Source organism: Nonomuraea sp. NPDC052634, from assembly GCF_040678535.1.
GTDB lineage: Bacteria > Actinomycetota > Actinomycetes > Streptosporangiales > Streptosporangiaceae > Nonomuraea > Nonomuraea fastidiosa.
Map to the genome: position 1 here is coordinate 357,584 of NZ_JBFATY010000005.1, position 15,531 is coordinate 373,114.

Here is a 15,531-nt window from a genome sequence, read left to right on the forward strand (position 1 = left end):
ATCTCCCCGGTCGTCCGTGGCTGAGGGTAATACGTCGGCATAGCCGGGCGCAGGGGACACACCCCGAATAGGCCCCAGAAAGCGTCATTGGTGCGCCACTCCGGCCTCGTGCCGCGCCGCTTCCACCACCGGCCGCCAGGCCGCGGCGATCTCCTCGGGCAAAACCAGCTCGTCCCACAGATCGATCAGCAGCACCGCGTCGATATGGCCGAGCAGCTCATCGGGCCCGCCCTCGCACAGCAGCGCGGTGTAGGCGGCCCGCCGCTCGTCACGGTCGGCCAGATCGTAGGCCCGCCCGCCGACGCGCACGACGCCCAGCGCCGCCGCCACGGGCAGCCGCCGCAGGCGGGTGGGCACGTGGAACGTGCGCCCGTCACTCGTCGTGCGGGCCGAGCACTCGACCTTCGCCTGCAGCACCAGCTCGAACCCGGCGGCGTCGAGAATGCGCCCCGCGGTCTCCAGCGTCGGCGACTTCCTGCCGTGCTCATAGGCCGACAACGTGGTGCGCGAGGTGCCGCTCACGCTGGCCAGCGCCGCCTGGTTGAGGCTCGCGGCCCGCCTGGCCTGCTTGAACAGCTGCCCGCCGCGCCTGGCCCAGGAGGCGACCTCCTGCCGGAACGCCCGCTCCACCGGGGAAGATGCCATGACCGCCCTCCGTGAGTATCCGCGCGGATACTCTACGCCATCAAAGCGTCACGTGACCACTTCATTACCCGAAGTCAGCTCCGCAATTCCACCAGACTGATCTCCGGCGGCGCGCCCACGCGTACCGGCGGGCCCCAGAACCCGGCGCCGCGCGTGACGTACACCTGCACGCCGTCCACCGTGGCAAGGCCCGAGACCACCGGCTGCTGCAGCCCCACGACCAGGTTGAACGGCGCGATCTGCCCGCCGTGGGTGTGGCCGGAGAGCTGCAGGTCGACCCCGTGGCGGGCGGCCTGCGCCACCTGGATCGGCTGGTGCGCGAGCAGCACCGTGGAGCGCCCCTCCTCGCGCCCGCCGAGCGCCTTGGCGAAGTCGGGGCCGTCGCCGCTGGAGGCGCCGCCGACGTCGTTGACGCCGGCCAGGTCGAGCACGGCCCCCTGATGCCTGATCTCCACCCGCTCGTTACGCAGCGAGCGAACGCCCAGCTCGCCCAGCTCCTCGATCCACTCCTCCGGCCCCTCGGGCGCGAAGTACTCGTGGTTGCCGGTCACGAAAAAGGCCCCGTATCGGGACTCCAGGTCCTTCAAGGGCCGCGCCAGCCGGCCGAGCCGGGCCACCGAGCCGTCCACCAGGTCGCCCACGATCGCCACCACGTCGGCCTCAAGTCCGTTGATCATGCGGACGATGCGCTCGGTGTGCCCGATCCCGGTCAGCGGCCCGAGGTGGATGTCGCTGACCACGGCGAACCGCAGGCCGTTCAGCCGCGGGTCGAGCTTCGGCAGAGTGATCTTGACCGGTTCGATCACGGGGTCGCCGAGCGCGCTCGTCATGCCGTACGCGACCGTGCCGACCGCGCTGACCCCGGCGATCGCGGCGGTGGCCCGCCCGAGGAAGAGCCGCCTGCTCATGTCGCCGGACGCCGGACGCTCGGCCTCCTCCTGCGGAGCCTCCACGGCTCCCGCGGCGGGCGCCGCCCCGACCAGCTCGGGCACGGCGGCCGGCTCGGGCTCGGGCGCGGGGGCGCGCGAGGCGGCCCTCCTGCGCAGCACCGTCCCCACGATGGCCCGCGGGATCTCCAGGACCGCCAGGATGATCACGAGGTAGAACATCACCGCGAGCCAGACGTATCCGGCCCAGGCGATCCAGCTCTCAATCCCCAGGCGGGTGCCCAGGAACGTCCCTACGAGGACCGCGAGCAGCAGCGCCAGCGTCAACGTCAGCGCCTTGCGCAGCCGGCCGGGCCCGGTGGTGCCCCGGACGAGCCGGTGCCATAGGTAGAAGTGCGCGAGCAGCACGCCGCCCACGAAGATCAGGACGAACACACTGACGATGCTACGTCCGGCGGCCACCGCGCGATGACCGCCGGGAATCTGACGTTATGACTTGGTCGCCGTCTTCTTCGCCGTGGTCTTCTTCGCGGTCGTCTTGCGCGTGGTCTTCTTCGGCGCGGGCGCCCGCTCACGCCGCTCGGCCAGCAGCTCGGCGGCACGCTCGATGGTGATGTCCTCGACCGTGTCGCCCTTGCGCAGGGACGCGTTGGTCTCGCCGTCGGTCACGTAAGGGCCGAAACGCCCCTCCTTGACCACCACGGGCTTCTTCGAGTTGGGGTCGTCGCCCAGCTCGCGCAGCGGCGCCGCCGCCGCGGCCCGCCCCCTGCCGCGCTGCTTGGGCTGCGCGAACAGCTCCTTGGCCTGCTCGATCGTGACCGTCAGCAGCTCCTCTTCCGAGGCGAGCGAGCGGGAGTCGGTGCCCTTCTTCAGGTACGGGCCGAACTTCCCGTTGTGCGCCACGACCTCCTCGCCCTCCAGCTCGCCGACGACCCGCGGGATCGACAGCAGCTTGAGCGCGTCCTCCAGGGTGATCGTGTCCAGGGACATCGACTTGAACAGCGACGACGTACGGGGCTTGGGCGCGTCGGCCTTCTTCGTACGCCGCTTGGGCGCGTCCTCGTCGGCGGGCGGCTCCGGCAGGACCTCCGTCACGTAAGGCCCGTAACGCCCGTCCTTGGCCACGATCAGGTGACCGGTCACCGGGTCGTGCCCGAGCTCACGGTCGCCGGTCGGCCGCGAGAACAGCTCCTCGGCCTTCTCCGCCGTCAGCTCGTCGGGCGTCATGTCCTCGGGGACGTTGACCCTGGCGCCGTTGCGTTCGAGGTAGGGGCCGTAACGGCCGACCCGCAGCACGATGTCGGTGCCCTTGATCGGGAAGGAGCTGATCTCCTTGGCGTCGATCTCGCCGAGGTCGGTGACCATCTCCTTCAGGCCCTCGTCGCCGTCGGAGCCGTAATAGAAACGCCGCAGCTCGGGCACCCGCTCGGCCCGGTCGTTGGCGATGTCGTCGAGCACCTTCTCCATTTCGGCGGTGAAGTCGTAGTCGACCAGGTTGCCGAAATGCCGCTCCAGCAGATTGACCACGGCGAACGCCAGGAACGACGGCACCAGCGCCGTGCCCTTCTTGAAGACGTAGCCCCGGTCGAGAATCGTGCCGATGATCGAGGCGTACGTGGACGGCCGCCCGATCTCGCGGTCCTCCAGCTCCTTGACCAGCGACGCCTCGGTGTAGCGCGCGGGCGGCTTGGTGGAGTGGCCGGCCACGTCGAGGCGGGTCACGCTGAGCGGGTCGCCCTCCTCCAGGTTGGGCAGCCGCTTCTCGGAGTCGTCGCGGTCGGTCGACGGGTCGTCGGCGCCCTCGACGTACGCCTTCAGGAACCCGTAGAACGTGATGGTCCGGCCGGACGCGCTGAACTCGACGTCCTCCCCGGACGACGACCTGCCGCCCACCTTCACGCTGATCGACTCACCGACCGCGTCCTTCATCTGCGACGAGACCGTACGCTGCCAGATCAGCTCGTACAGCCGGAACATGTCGCCGGAAAGACCGGTCTCGCCCGGCGTGCGGAACTCCTCGCCGGCGGGCCTGATCGCCTCGTGCGCCTCCTGGGCGCTCTTGACCTTGCTGGAGTAGACGCGCGGCTTGGCGGGCACGTAGTCGGGGCCGTACAGCTTGAGCGCCTGCGACCGCGCGGCGGCCACCGCCGTCTCCGACAGCGTGATGCTGTCGGTACGCATGTAGGTGATGAAGCCGTTCTCGTACAGCCGCTGCGCCACCTGCATCGTGTACTTCGCGGAGAAGCCCAGCTTCCGGCTGGCCTCCTGCTGCAATGTGGTCGTCCGGAAAGGCGCGTACGGCTTACGCGTGTACGGCTTGCGCTCGACCGTCTTGACCGTGAACGAGGCTCCGGACAGCCGCCCGGCCAGCTCGCCCGCGGCCTGCTCCGACAGGTGCAGCACGTCGGCGCCGCCCTTGAGCTGCCCGGTGCTGGCGAAGTCGCGGCCCTGGGCCACCCGCCTGCCGTCGACGGTGGTCAGCGTGGCGGTGAAGTCGCGCGGCCGCTCCTCGGCCTTGCCGGTGTCGAACAGCGCCTGCAGGTCCCAGTAGTGGGCAGGGGTGAACGCGATGCGCTCGCGCTCGCGCTCCACGACCAGCCGCGTCGCCACCGACTGCACCCGGCCCGCCGACAGCTTCGGCTTGACCTTCTTCCACAGCACGGGGCTGACCTCGTAGCCGTAGAGCCGGTCGAGGATGCGGCGCGTCTCCTGGGCGTCGACCAGGCGGAGGTTGAGGTCGCGCGGGTTGGCCACGGCCTCCCGGATGGCCTGAGGGGTGATCTCGTGGAAGACCATGCGGTGGACGGGGACCTTCGGCTTGAGCACCTCGCGCAGGTGCCAGGCGATGGCCTCGCCCTCGCGGTCTTCGTCAGTGGCGAGGTAGAGCTCGTCGGCGTCCTTGAGCAGCTGCCGCAGCTTGGCCACCTGCGAACGCTTGTCGGGGTTGACGACGTACAGCGGCTCGAACCCCTGCTCGACGTTCACGCCGAGGCGTGCCCAGGGCGCCCTCTTGTACTTGTCGGGGATGTCATCGGCCTTCTCCGGCAGGTCGCGGATGTGACCGATGCTCGATTCGACGATGTAGCCGCGCCCCAGGTACCCGGCGATCGTCTTCGCCTTGGCGGGCGACTCGACGATCACCAGGCGTGTTCCACCGGCGCTGCCGTTCTTGGCTGGCACGCTGCTTCCTACCTCGCTGTTCGCTTGCAAAATCCCCCTGCCGGGAGTCGGCACAGACTGAAAGGTAACCCGACTCGCGGAATTTTCCTTCCCCCGGGGCTACCCACTAGCTTCCGGGTCCACCCACAAGCACGCAGAATAAGGCCCATCGAGCGGCATGGCGCCCTGACTCACATGGAGACTAATCGTTGTGCTCGACTACTCCTACATGGATATCTTCATTCCGCGCGATCTCACTCGCGAAGCAGCACGTCAGCTGCTGACCGAACACGCCGAGTACGGGCAGTGGGAGCTCGCGCGCGTCCGAGTGCACCCTGACGGCAGCCGCCACGTACGTCTGCGCAGGAAGATCATGCGCGTCCGGAGCACGCTGCGGGCCTGACCCCGCCCGGCACGGGCGTCTTGTACGTGACGAACCCGTCGCTGCTCGTCACGGACGTTCTCGCCCGTCCGAGCAGCCCCTTTGCGGGCGACCTCGGGCGGCACGCCGCGGGCACCCCTGTGCCCACCTCGGCCGGCACCCCTTCGCCCACCTCGGCCGGCACCCCTTCGCCCACCTCGGCCGGCACCCCTTCGCCCCCCTCGGCCGACACCCGCGAGCACGCCTTCCCCATCCTTGCCGACACCCGCGAACACGCCTTCGCCCGCGTCAGGCGGCACCTCGCGGGGGGGTGACTTTGCCCGCCCTGGCCGGCACCCTGCGGGCATGGCTTTGCCCGTCCCGGGCCGCGCCCCCGGAACGGGCAAAGTGCATCAAGGTAGTCGGTGAACCTCGAAGTACCTCAGATAAGAGCCTCCTTTCTGTTACTTACGGCTACTTACGGCCGAACCGGAACCGGCGGGCGGAAGCGAACAGCGTCGCGGCGGCGGCCAGCATGCCGCCGAACGCGAGGGCGAGCAGGGAACCGCTGTTCATTCCGGTGACGCCGGCCGGCTGCTCGGCGCTCATGAGGCCGATGTCGCCGATCGGCAGGCTGCGGGTGGCCGAAGTGACGGCGCTGCCGGCCGGGGTGGAGGCGACCAGGTCGGTCGCCGGAGAGAGTGCCGAGATCGGGCTCGACGAAGCGGTACGGCGCTTGCGGTCGGCGGACGAAGCGCGACTCTTGCTGTCGGCGGCGGCCGCGTGGTGGACCCTGCGCTTCGGCGGGGTGGCGGTCCGCTTCGGCGGCGTGGCCGGGGCCTGGGTCAGGCCGGGCAGCTCGGGGAGCGCGGGCAGGCCGAGGGTCTTGGAGATGTCGTCGACGACCGGGAGCTGCGTGGTGACGCCCTTGGCGGGCCCGGTGGCCTCCCTGACGTTGCCGACGCCCTCGACGTGCTGCGTGAACCCGCTCAGGTCGCCCGCGCCGGGAAGGTGCTTGGTGACGTCGGTGGCGGGCAGGTGCTTGGTCAGCCCGGCCGCCGCGGCTCCGACCTCCTGGCCGCCGCCCAGCACCGGCAGAGCGGGCGCGACGGGCAGCAGCCCGCCGCCCTTGGTGGCCGCGACTTTCGTGGTGGTACGCCCGAAGTGGCCGAACTTGCTGGGCCCGTGGTGAACGGGCTTGCCGACCCGCGAGCCGCCGAGGCACCCGGCAGCCGCGTCACCGAGGACCGCGGCCGCGTTGCCGCAGACGTTGACCGGAGCGGTGATCGGCGCGACCACCTGGTTGCCGCTCAGCACGCCGCCCGCGCCCGAGGTGCGGTTGCCGCCCGCCCCCTTGCCCGACTGGTGCACCGACGCGCCGCCCTGGCAGCCGGCCCGCGACAGGCCGACCACGGCGGCCGCGTTGCCGCAGGCGTTGATCGGGGCCGTGATCGGCGCCACGACCTGGTTGCCGGACAGCACGCCGCCCGCCCCGGACGTACGGTTGCCACCCGCGCCCTTCAACGGGGTCTTCGCTGTCGCGCCGCCCTTGCACCCGGCGAACGCCTGCCCGATCAGCGCCACCGCGTTGCCGCAGACGTTGATGGGCGCGGTGACCGGCGCCACGACCTGGTTGCCGCTCAGCACGCCGCCCCTGCCGGACGTACGGTTGCCGCCGCCGGAGCCCGACTGGTGGACCGTGGCCCCGCCGCGGCACCCGGCCGCCGCGTTGCCCACGGCGTTGCCGCAGACGTCGATCGGCAGGGTGATCGGCGCGATGACCTGGTTGCCGCTGCCGACCCCGAAGCGCCCGTCGGTGTCGTTGCCCGTCGAGCCGGGCTTGTGGTGCCGCACGTGGTAGCGCTTGCCGGGCCCGCCGTTGTTGGTGACGGACGAGCCGCCCTGGCAGCCGGCGAACGCCCGGCCCACCGCCGCGACCGAGTTGCCGCAGATGGTGATCGGCACACTGATGGGCGCCACCACCTGGTTGCCGCCGAGGACGCTGCCGTTGCCCGACGTACGGTTGCCGCCCGCACCCTTGCCGGTGTTGTGCACGGTCGCGCCGCCCTTGCAGCCCGCGGTCGCGTCGCCGAAGATCGCCACCGCGTTGCCGCAGGCGTTGATCGGGGCCGAGATGGGCGCGGTGATCTGGTTGCCGCCGAGGACGCTGCCGTCACCCGACGTACGGTTGCCGCCGGCCCCGCCCTTGCCGGAGGTGCGGACCGAGGACCCGCCCTGGCAGCCGGCGTCGGACTTGCCGATCAGGGAGACGGCGTTGCCGCAGGCGTTGATGGGGACGCTGATCGGCGCGTTGACCTGGTTGCCGCCCAGCACGCTGCCGTTGCCCGACGTCTTGTTGGGAATGCCGCCGCGGCGGGTGTCGACGACCTCGGCGCCGCCCCGCGAGGTGGCCTCCGACTTGCCGATGGCCGCGATCGAGTTGCCGCTGATGTCGATCGGCAGGGAGATCGGCAGATCGACCTGGTTGCCGCCGCCGACGGACCCGTTGCCGGAGGTGTCGGCGAGCGCGGTGCCGCCGCCGAACGACATGACGGCCACGGCCAGCAGAGCCGCAGGGCTCGATGCCTTCGCCCACGTACGCATGAGAATGCTCCTAGTGATTTTGGGGGGATGTACTTGATCGGTCTCGCGGCCTCGCCCGGGGCCTGGCACAGCGTTCTGGTTTGTCCCTGTGCCGTACGTTTCACGCGTTGTGACCGCGTGCAGCGGGAGAGCCCATGGGCTCCGCGAACCGGTGTGAACTGACGTTGATGTCACCCGCGGGCGGCGTCCGGCATGTCAGGACGTGACGGACACGTCGTGGCCGTGCGTGATGGCGCTGTCGGATCGAGTCGCCACGCTTCGCCGCCGCGTTCGTACCTGGAAGCAGCGCCGGCTCCGGATCCGGAAAGCCGCGCGCCTCGCCGTCCGGGGGCGGCCGGGCTCGATGCCGGCCCGCGCCCCGGACCTACGCGGGATCAGTCAGGTGAGAAAGAAGGGTCGTCCGCCGCTGTGCGGACGACGGGGGGAAGCAGGCGCGCCAGAGGTGCGCGGCCGGCCTCGAGCCGCGGGTCGAAAACGGACCTCGCGACGTCCCCTGCAACCGGGCCGAACGGCCCGTTACCACCGCCGTTGGGCACCAGACCATCGGTGCTCAGGATCTTGTTGGCGTCGGACGGTGACGGCAGACCAGGATCCCGCTGGCTGTTGAGGCCGTCGACCGTGCGCCCCGCCATGGCCTCGGCGTTGTCGGACGCCGTCACGCCATCGGGGCTGATGAGCGAGTGATGAGCTTGGGACGCGGTCTCACCGAGAGAGCCGGCCTCCGAAGCTTGAGATGCCGCTTCTGTCGCCGCGGTGGAGTCCGCGGCCGCCGGAGCGGCGGTGAGCATGCCGAACAGAACGGCGAACAGCCACCCGACGGCCACGAGGGCCCCGGTGGCGGCTGCCCGAAGGGCGATACGCCGGGCGCCGGCCGCGAACCGCGCCATCCGGTCCGCCCGGTCGATGGTCACGCCCTGCGTCGGTACGGCGACACGCGGGCGGCGGGCAGCCGGGGCCGCAGCCCCCGCCGGCCGTTCCGCCACGCGCGTCATAGTGCCCTCCAAGCTCCAGAACCGGCCCCACATCGTGAGGCCGGTCCGTGGACTCACCCCTCAACGGTCCGTAACCGTAGCAGTACCCAAGGTTGCCGCAAGCACTTTTCAGCCGACGGCCAGAAAATCCTCAACTCCCCCGTACGCAGACCCACGCGAACCACCCCAACCCCCTCCTGCACGCCCCACGAAACCCCCATCCGGAGACCCCGTTCACCCCATGCCGGCGCGCCCGCGCTTTCTCGGTATGACGCAGTGCTCAGAGTTTGCTAACCTTACGGAGCCGACGCGAGATGACGGTCCCGCGTGCAGGCACCAAGTCCGGGTGGCGGAATAGGCAGACGCGCTAGCTTGAGGTGCTAGTGCCCAGTGATGGGCATGGGGGTTCAAGTCCCCCCTCGGACACGCACTCTGACCCGATGGAGTCCTGGTTGCTGGTAACAGCAACCAGGACTTTTCGTTGTGACGGGTAGTAGGTCAGTTCCAGACCGAGTTCGGCGTATATCTTCGCCTTGCGGGACGGCCTCGCGTCACGGAGAACGTCCACCAGGTCGCCCAGCTTGCGCAGGGACGCCGCGAGAGCGTCCCGATCCATGCGGGCGCTCCGGGCCGCCGGCAGGCGCCGTAGCCGACGCTCCAGCTCGCTCCGGTGCGACTGCTCCTCCCGCATCCACCCGGCGACGATCACCGGATCAGCACCCGCCTCCAGAGCCGCGCGGTGCTGCCCGAGCTTCCGATCACTCTCAGCGAGCTGCCGCTTGAGCAGTTCGCTCTCCTGAGCCGCCGGCGCCGGGCCTCCATGGGCCCCGACCATCTGGTCCAGCGTCCGTTCGATGTTCCACGGCGTGAACAGCCGCGCGAGCCACTGCTCAAGCTTCGGGGTGATGTCGCGCTCACGGACGTAGACGTTGCGCGGATGTGTGACGTGATTGGCCAGCGCGTATTCCTGCGGGAAGCGACACCGGTAGTACGGCATCTCGTTGTTCCACTCCCCCTGCATCCTGCGCCCGCAGATGCCGCAGCGCAGCAGACTGCGGAGCTGGTAGTAATGCCGAGACCGCCTGACTGTCTTGTCCGTGTAGCGGTGGCCCCGGCTCGCCAGCGCCTCCTGCACCGCCTCGAAGTCCTCGCGGCTCACGATGGGCGGGTGCGCAGGCGCATCGGACCAGATCCACTTGTCCTGGGGATTCCATCGAAGCTTGGTGGTGTGGCCGAGCCCGACGTCATCGATGTCGATCAGGACCTCGTCCTTTCGCTGCCGGTTCCAAACCTGGTAGCCCGTGTAGCGGGGGTTCGTCAGAATCGCGCGCACGGCCCCCTTGGACCAGGCCACGCCGGAGCGGTGGCGGTTCCGCGCCGGGTCGTGAGCGGAGGGGCAGAGGATCCCTTCACGCGTCAGCCTCTCGGCGATGGCGAACAGCCCATAGCCCGCCAGAAAGTCGGCGAAGATCCGGGCGACCACCGCCGAGGCGAAGGGATCGAGTTCGAGACGGTGCAGCCGCCGACCATCTGCCGCCTTGGCAGGGTTGGGATGCGGGCCGGCGTCCACCAGACGGTAGCCGTACGGCGGACGCCCACCCAGAAAACGCCCTTCGACCTGAGCCTGAGCCGACATGGCGGTGCGAACACGGATCTTGACCCGGTTGCGCTCCCCCTTGCTCATCCCACCGAACACACTCATCACCAGGTCGTGCGCCTCGTTCGACGGGTCGATCGGCCCCCGACCTCAGGCACCCACAGCGGAACCCCGAAGTGCTCGAAGAGCGGAAATGTCAGGCCGTACTGGTTGCCATAGAAGGCCCGATGCGGCTCACCGATCACCACGGCCTCGAATTCCCGATCAGGGCTGCGCAGCTCGGCCAGCAGCGCCGAGGCATGCGGACGGCGCTGCCAGGGAATGGAGCGTGACTTGTCCACATCGAAGAACTCGGCGACGATCACGCCCCCTCTGGGCTCGATGAGCGCCGGGGAGCGAGTGAGCTGCCAGGCCCGCGAAGATTCCGGGTCCTGGTTGTCCTCAGTGGACACACGGCCGTAGAAAGCGAAGCGGGTGGCACTCATGGTCCTCCTTCACGCCGCGTCGGCCAGAAGGCCGCTGAACGGCTCAGGACTCGCTTCCATCAGAATGGCAAGCAGCTCCATCGCCGCGCCGGGAGTCAGGTGAGGATCATGCGCGGGAAGGACGACTTCCAGCTCTCCCCCACCCCTCATGCCGCCACCTCCCCTCCCATTGCCGAAAGATCTTGCTCTAGCCGGTTCATGTGGGCTCGCCAGCGTTGGCGTTCGGCGACGGTGCGGAGGAGGCGTACGGCGAGGGGCGGTACGTTCGCGTCGCCGGCCGGGACGGGCTTCCAGATGTAGCGGTGCGGGTCGGTGGGCTGGTCGGGGTGGCCGAGGGCTTCCAGGACCCAGGTGCGGCGGTCCTGCCTGTGCTCGGCGAGGGTCTTGTTGGACCACTTGCGCGAGACCAGGACGCGGCGTCCGGCGTAGCCGAGGTGTCCGGGCTTGTGGGCCTTGCCACGGCAGCGGCCGGGCTGCATGCCGGGCCTGGCGTTCTTAGGCTGGATGCCGTAGCGGAGCCAGTTGGCGCAGGTGGGTGAGCACGGCTCGAAGCGGAGGGCTTCGACGAGCCGGGCCGCGTGGTCGCGGCGGGCCTGGTCGTCGGTGGCGGCGTCGAGCGGGTCGGCGAGGCTCTTGGTCAGGTACTTGGTGAGGTAGCCGAGCCACTTGCCGGCGGCGGGTGTGCCGGCGAGCACGCTTTGGATGTTGTGCTGTTCGCCGAAGCCGACCACGTGGAGGGGTTGGGCATCATCGTCGGCGTCGAGCTGGTCGAGTGCCTGGTCCCAGGTGGGCAGGACTTCGCCGGTGTCGGGGTCGAGGTAGCCGACGCCGTCCTGCCAGAGCGGCAGGTGGTCTCCCTCGAAGCGGATGGTGTCGGTGGGTGGCCACCAGACCTGGTGGTAGGTGGCGGCGATGATCTGCTTGAGTTCGGCGCGGGGCAGTGTGCCGCGGATGGCCATGTGCAGGTGCGGGGCGAGGCGTTGCTGCGGCTCGACGGTGGCGAAGTACTGCACATCGTATCCGGCCACCCGGCGCAGGTTCTGCACGAAGCGGTCGATGAGCTTGGAGAAGTGCAGGGCGTCGCGGGCGCCGCGCCGGTAGTCGTAGGTGTCCGGGTCGAGGGGTACGCCGTCGCGGACCTTGCCGTAGGACGGGAGCGTCAGGGTGATGAACATCGAGGGCCGGTAGACCCGGCCGTCCGGTGCGGTGAAGGTGCGGCCCAGCGTGGTGGCGGCCATCTTGCGCTTGGGCAGGTCCGGGGCGTCCTGGCGTCGTCTGGTGGAGCGGACGCGGCGGCCGGTGGTCCGACCGGTGACGTGACCGCGCATCCCGGCCTTGGTGATCTCTTCGTCCAAGCCCTCGGCGAGGATGTCGAGGCCGGTGCTGTCCTGGCCTGCTCGTCCGGCGGCCTCTTGCTGGGCGTGGACGTCGGCGCGGAACTCGACCAGCCGACGCTGCTCCTCGTCCGGCTCGTTCGGGGTGCTGGCCGGTTCGTGGTCGAGGTGCCAGCCCTCGCGGCATTGGGCCATGCGGAGCTGACGGTTGCGCTTGGCCGGCAGTGATAAATAGTCGGGGGCGGGGCCAGCCATGACTGGCCCCGCCCCCGCGCGCGCAGCACTGTCAGATGTCGCCGCCGCGTAGGCGGTAGGCGCGTTCGTCTCCCGGGTTCAGCAGGATCGCCGGCAATTGCTCCAAGCCGAGGTCGAGGGCACGGTGAATGCTGTGCCAGCCGTCGATCACCAGGCGGTTGCCGGGCGGCTGTGCGCACGGCAGTGGCTCGAGCATCCCGCGCCCATGGAGGATAGGCTCCTGCGCCTTCAGCCGTCATCATGACGTGGGGCCTGATCGTCCTGACCGTGACGGCAGCAGTGAACCGAGTCGTCACCGAGCGGAGATCGTCAAGACTTCTCCCAGACCGTTAGTCGTCCCCTGACCGTCTTGCCGACCTCTTCTACGAAGAAGGCACCGAAATGTGACTCCACCGTCTTGATGCAATACCACCGTCCAACGCTTACTGCCAGTTCCTTAGAGCCCTCGGCATAAGCGGCGTCGTAGCATTCCTCATAGCCCGGCTTGCCTGCCCCTCGCCAGAGAGCCACAAGACCGTTGTCGTACAGATCGAGTTCGTAGCGCTTTTCCACCCACCATATGTCGTTGACGTCGGGTCGTGATGCCGGCGGGCTGGCATCGAGATCTTTGCTGTCACCGTCTAAGCGGAGCCCGCCTTCGTAGAGGACCGAAGGACCCGGGCTCGGAGTCGCCGAGGAAGCGGTGGTGGGCGACTCGTCTGGACCCCATATAGGGGGTATAACGGTCACAAGAGCCACTACGCCGGCGATGATGGTCCAGATCTCAGCCTGCGTTTTACGATTCCACCAACTCGCGAATCTGCGCTTATGACCGTCTTTCTTTTTATCAGTCAGCACCTCCGCCCCTTTCCCGATCACCGGCCTGACAAATGAAGGCGAGGCCACGCTTGGGAGAACAGGTGATCATTATTCATGGGCATGCGCCAATCGCGACGACGCATTCATGCCGCCGCATATCCCTCGGCCGTCATGCGCTCCGCACCGGCACACGTGCGGCCGGAGCAAACAGCCCTCGCCCGCCGCCGGCGTGCGATCCATACGGGGAATGATATTAGCAATGCATGCCACAATGTGTGCCTACTAGCGCTTCTGACCGAACACTTTGCGGCCAAAATTCGCATAGGACGACATAACGGTGCAATTGAGCGATTCTGCCGGCTAAGGGCGAGGTGGGTGCCTGTGAGCAAGCGCGGCTACTTCCCCGTATCGGGATGAAGAGCCTAAGGTGGCCGGCCGCGCCCAAGGCTCGGGTGTGGTCACCGCAGTCCGGGCAGCTCCCTGAGCTGGCGGCGGGATGTGATGCCGAGCTTGTGGAAGATGTTGCGCAGGTGGGCGTCGACGGTGCGCGGGCTGATGAACAGCCGCCCCGCGACCTCCTTGGACGTGGCGCCGCCCGCGACCAGGCGGGCGATGTGCGTCTCCTGAGCGGTGAGATCGTCGATGTCGCCCGTCGTGCGGCCGCGGACGACCTCGCCCGCCGCGCGCAGTTCAGCGGTGGCGCGGTCGGCGAAGGCGGTCATGCCGATGTCCGCCAGCCGCTCGCGGGCGGTACGCAGCTGCGTGCGCGCGTCCCGTTTCCTGCCCTGGCGGCGCAGCCATTCCCCGTAGAGCAGGTGCGCCCTGGCCAGGTACGGGGCGAGCCTGGTCGCCTCGAGGTGGTCGAGCGCCGCGCGATGGTCGGACTCGTCACCGGTGACCAGCGCACGGGCATAGGCGCCGACCCCCAGCGCCCACGGTGTGGCGCTGCCTTCCGTGCGCTCGGTGAGCGAGGCCAGCGCCGCCCTGGCCGTCTCGTGATCGCCGCTGCGGGTCGCCGCCTCCACCAGTTCGGGCAGGGCGATCGCGGTGACGAACAGGTCGCCGTGGCGGGTGGCCGCCCTGGCGGCGGCGAGTGCCGCCGGGTAGTCGGCGAGGCCGTTGTCGAGGACCGCCGCCGCCCAGTTGGCGTTGGCGATCGTCTGCCCGGTGCCGCTCGCGGTGGCCTCGGCGGTGAACGCCTCGATCATGGGCCTGGCCTCGTCCACCCGGCCGCAGCCGTTGCGCGTCGTCGTCGGTGAGGCCGGTCAGCTCGACGCCGGGCAGGTCGTCGAGCCCGTGGCGGGTCGCCAGCACCATCGCCACCGGCTCGGCCGCCCTCGCAGGGGCTGCTGGCGGAGGTGGACTTCCGCGCGCCGTCGTGGCTCTATGCGGTGTCCGTCGTCATCGTGCCGTTCGCGATGCTCGCCGTGCGCGAACAGCGCACCGCGCCCGCGCCCGCCCGCCGGGTGCGCGGGCGCGGGCCCGCCGCCGGCTGGGCGGCGCGGCCATCACCGCCGCGAGCGTCGCCCTGCTGGCCGCCGGTTGGCTGGTCATCGGCACCGCGGGCACGACCCCGTTGGTCGTCGCGGGCCTGCTCGTCGGCGGCACCGGGGTGGGGCTCGCCGTACCGAACCTGAACCTGCGGCTCACCGAGCTGGCGCCGCCCGAAGGCCGCGGCCGGGTTCTCAGCGGACTCGTCGCCTCCGTGTTCCTCGGGCAGTTCCTCTCGCCGCTCGCCGCACAACCCCTGATCGAGGTGTCCGGCATCGCGGGCGCCTTCACCTTGACCGGGCTCGTGGCCTTCGCGGGCGTCCTCGCCGCCGCGGTCACGATCCGTCGTTGCCACCGAGGAAAGGAAATCCGGTGATCTACCACACCATCCGCCTGACGCTGCGCCCCGACGCCCCCGCCGACAAGGTCGAGGCCGCGCTGGACAGCCTGCGCAACCAGGGGCGGGTCATCCCGGAGGTCGTCTCGTTCGTGGTCGGCCGCGACGTCGGCGGCGCGTACACGTGGGGCGCAACCTTCGTGCTCAAGGACCTGGACGGCTACTGGGCGTACCTGAAGCACCCCGCGCACCGCCACACCGACGAGATCGGTCTCCCGCTGGTCGAGAACTTCGTCTCGTTCGACGTCACCGACGACGAGGACCCGGAGATCGCGGAGAAGATCGCCGCGCTGCACCGGCGCCGCTACGAGGAGGACCCGCGCTCGCGCGGCTCGTGTCCGACCTCCCCGTCCTACACGGGCAGCAGCGCCCCCGGCCCGCACGGGAACTGACCGCGAGAACCGGCCTCGCGGCGGGCGCGGCCGGTCGGGCCGTGCCTGACCGACGGCCTGACAGGCGGGGTTTCTGTGCATGCGCGCCGCGACCGCAGCAGCCGTGAAATCGGGCGCGCATGGAAACGACCGGCGTGCGGGGAGGACGCACGCCG

At 69.9% G+C, this 15,531-nt stretch carries 14 protein-coding genes, 1 tRNA gene and 1 pseudogene; 5 read left to right on the top strand and 11 right to left on the bottom strand.

Annotation, left to right across the window (positions count from 1 at the left end; translation table 11 throughout):
* Positions 1–84: 84 nt before the first annotated feature.
* The 3 genes from AB0K67_RS24075 to topA all read right to left on the bottom strand — a co-directional run bounded on the left by AB0K67_RS24075 (position 85) and on the right by topA (position 4,712).
* Positions 85–645 carry a helix-turn-helix domain-containing protein gene (locus AB0K67_RS24075; RefSeq protein WP_364064129.1) on the bottom strand — a complete coding sequence of 187 codons (561 nt, stop codon included), beginning with the start codon at positions 643–645 and terminating at the stop codon, positions 85–87.
* A 74-nt stretch (positions 646–719) separates the two neighbouring features.
* Complete coding sequence (locus AB0K67_RS24080) at positions 720–1,967, bottom strand: metallophosphoesterase (RefSeq protein WP_364064131.1); 1,248 nt, start codon at positions 1,965–1,967, stop codon at positions 720–722.
* 54 nt (positions 1,968–2,021) lie between these two features.
* On the bottom strand, positions 2,022–4,712 hold the full coding sequence (gene topA / locus AB0K67_RS24085; RefSeq protein ID WP_364064134.1) for a type I DNA topoisomerase: 2,691 nt from the start codon (positions 4,710–4,712) through the stop codon (positions 2,022–2,024).
* A gap of 190 nt (positions 4,713–4,902) precedes the next feature.
* Here topA and AB0K67_RS24090 point away from each other — a divergent pair, with 190 nt between their 5' ends.
* Both AB0K67_RS24090 and AB0K67_RS24095 read left to right on the top strand, forming a co-directional pair.
* Positions 4,903–5,094 carry a DUF5703 family protein gene (locus tag AB0K67_RS24090; protein WP_364064136.1) on the top strand — a complete coding sequence of 64 codons (192 nt, stop codon included), beginning with the start codon at positions 4,903–4,905 and terminating at the stop codon, positions 5,092–5,094.
* Between the two features lie 26 nt (positions 5,095–5,120).
* Positions 5,121–5,387 carry a hypothetical protein gene (locus AB0K67_RS24095; protein WP_364064137.1) on the top strand — a complete coding sequence of 89 codons (267 nt, stop codon included), beginning with the start codon at positions 5,121–5,123 and terminating at the stop codon, positions 5,385–5,387.
* A 139-nt stretch (positions 5,388–5,526) separates the two neighbouring features.
* Here AB0K67_RS24095 and AB0K67_RS24100 read toward each other — a convergent pair whose 3' ends face one another.
* Together AB0K67_RS24100 and AB0K67_RS24105 are read right to left on the bottom strand one after the other, a co-directional pair.
* Positions 5,527–7,656 carry a chaplin family protein gene (locus tag AB0K67_RS24100; RefSeq protein WP_364064139.1) on the bottom strand — a complete coding sequence of 710 codons (2,130 nt, stop codon included), beginning with the start codon at positions 7,654–7,656 and terminating at the stop codon, positions 5,527–5,529.
* 374 nt (positions 7,657–8,030) lie between these two features.
* Positions 8,031–8,567 carry a hypothetical protein gene (locus AB0K67_RS24105; RefSeq protein ID WP_364064142.1) on the bottom strand — a complete coding sequence of 179 codons (537 nt, stop codon included), beginning with the start codon at positions 8,565–8,567 and terminating at the stop codon, positions 8,031–8,033.
* Positions 8,568–8,967: 400 nt separating this feature from the next.
* On the opposite strand from AB0K67_RS24105, the gene AB0K67_RS24110 reads away from it, so the two are divergent.
* Positions 8,968–9,053 (top strand) — tRNA-Leu (locus tag AB0K67_RS24110).
* A 493-nt stretch (positions 9,054–9,546) separates the two neighbouring features.
* On the opposite strand, the pseudogene AB0K67_RS24115 reads toward AB0K67_RS24110, so the two are convergent.
* From AB0K67_RS24115 to AB0K67_RS24140, 6 genes and pseudogenes are all read right to left on the bottom strand, one after another.
* A pseudogene (locus AB0K67_RS24115) lies at positions 9,547–10,329 on the bottom strand (recombinase family protein); the annotation flags it as partial.
* Positions 10,329–10,709 (bottom strand): recombinase family protein, encoded by a 381-nt coding sequence (locus tag AB0K67_RS24120; RefSeq protein WP_364064145.1) that lies wholly within the window; start codon positions 10,707–10,709, stop codon positions 10,329–10,331. The gene AB0K67_RS24120 and the pseudogene AB0K67_RS24115, both read right to left, overlap by 1 nt.
* A gap of 146 nt (positions 10,710–10,855) precedes the next feature.
* Positions 10,856–12,298 (bottom strand): replication initiator, encoded by a 1,443-nt coding sequence (locus AB0K67_RS24125; RefSeq protein ID WP_364064148.1) that lies wholly within the window; start codon positions 12,296–12,298, stop codon positions 10,856–10,858.
* 31 nt (positions 12,299–12,329) lie between these two features.
* On the bottom strand, positions 12,330–12,494 hold the full coding sequence (locus AB0K67_RS24130) for a hypothetical protein (RefSeq protein WP_364064151.1): 165 nt from the start codon (positions 12,492–12,494) through the stop codon (positions 12,330–12,332).
* 113 nt (positions 12,495–12,607) lie between these two features.
* Positions 12,608–13,183, bottom strand: coding sequence for a hypothetical protein (locus AB0K67_RS24135; protein WP_364064154.1), 576 nt, complete (start codon positions 13,181–13,183; stop codon positions 12,608–12,610).
* Between the two features lie 371 nt (positions 13,184–13,554).
* On the bottom strand, positions 13,555–14,304 hold the full coding sequence (locus tag AB0K67_RS24140; RefSeq protein ID WP_364064157.1) for a LuxR C-terminal-related transcriptional regulator: 750 nt from the start codon (positions 14,302–14,304) through the stop codon (positions 13,555–13,557).
* Between the two features lie 170 nt (positions 14,305–14,474).
* Between AB0K67_RS24140 and AB0K67_RS24145 the strand changes: the two genes are divergently transcribed.
* Positions 14,475–14,963, top strand: coding sequence for an MFS transporter (locus AB0K67_RS24145; protein WP_364064160.1), 489 nt, complete (start codon positions 14,475–14,477; stop codon positions 14,961–14,963).
* A complete protein-coding gene (locus AB0K67_RS24150) occupies positions 14,960–15,376 on the top strand; it encodes a Dabb family protein (protein WP_364064163.1) in 417 nt (138 codons plus the stop codon). Before AB0K67_RS24145 ends, AB0K67_RS24150 begins: the two co-directional genes overlap by 4 nt.
* Positions 15,377–15,531: the final 155 nt, after the last annotated feature.

What these genes read in the sequence shown, in the direction of transcription:
- AB0K67_RS24075 (WP_364064129.1), bottom strand. Translation starts at nt 645, where the DNA reads ATGGCATCTTCCCCGGTGGAGCGGGCGTTCCGGCAGGAGGTCGCCTCC.
- AB0K67_RS24100 (WP_364064139.1), bottom strand. Translation starts at nt 7,656, where the DNA reads ATGCGTACGTGGGCGAAGGCATCGAGCCCTGCGGCTCTGCTGGCCGTG.
- AB0K67_RS24120 (WP_364064145.1), bottom strand. Translation starts at nt 10,709, where the DNA reads ATGAGTGCCACCCGCTTCGCTTTCTACGGCCGTGTGTCCACTGAGGAC.
- AB0K67_RS24125 (WP_364064148.1), bottom strand. Translation starts at nt 12,298, where the DNA reads ATGGCTGGCCCCGCCCCCGACTATTTATCACTGCCGGCCAAGCGCAAC.
- AB0K67_RS24130 (WP_364064151.1), bottom strand. Translation starts at nt 12,494, where the DNA reads ATGCTCGAGCCACTGCCGTGCGCACAGCCGCCCGGCAACCGCCTGGTG.
- AB0K67_RS24140 (WP_364064157.1), bottom strand. Translation starts at nt 14,304, where the DNA reads ATGATCGAGGCGTTCACCGCCGAGGCCACCGCGAGCGGCACCGGGCAG.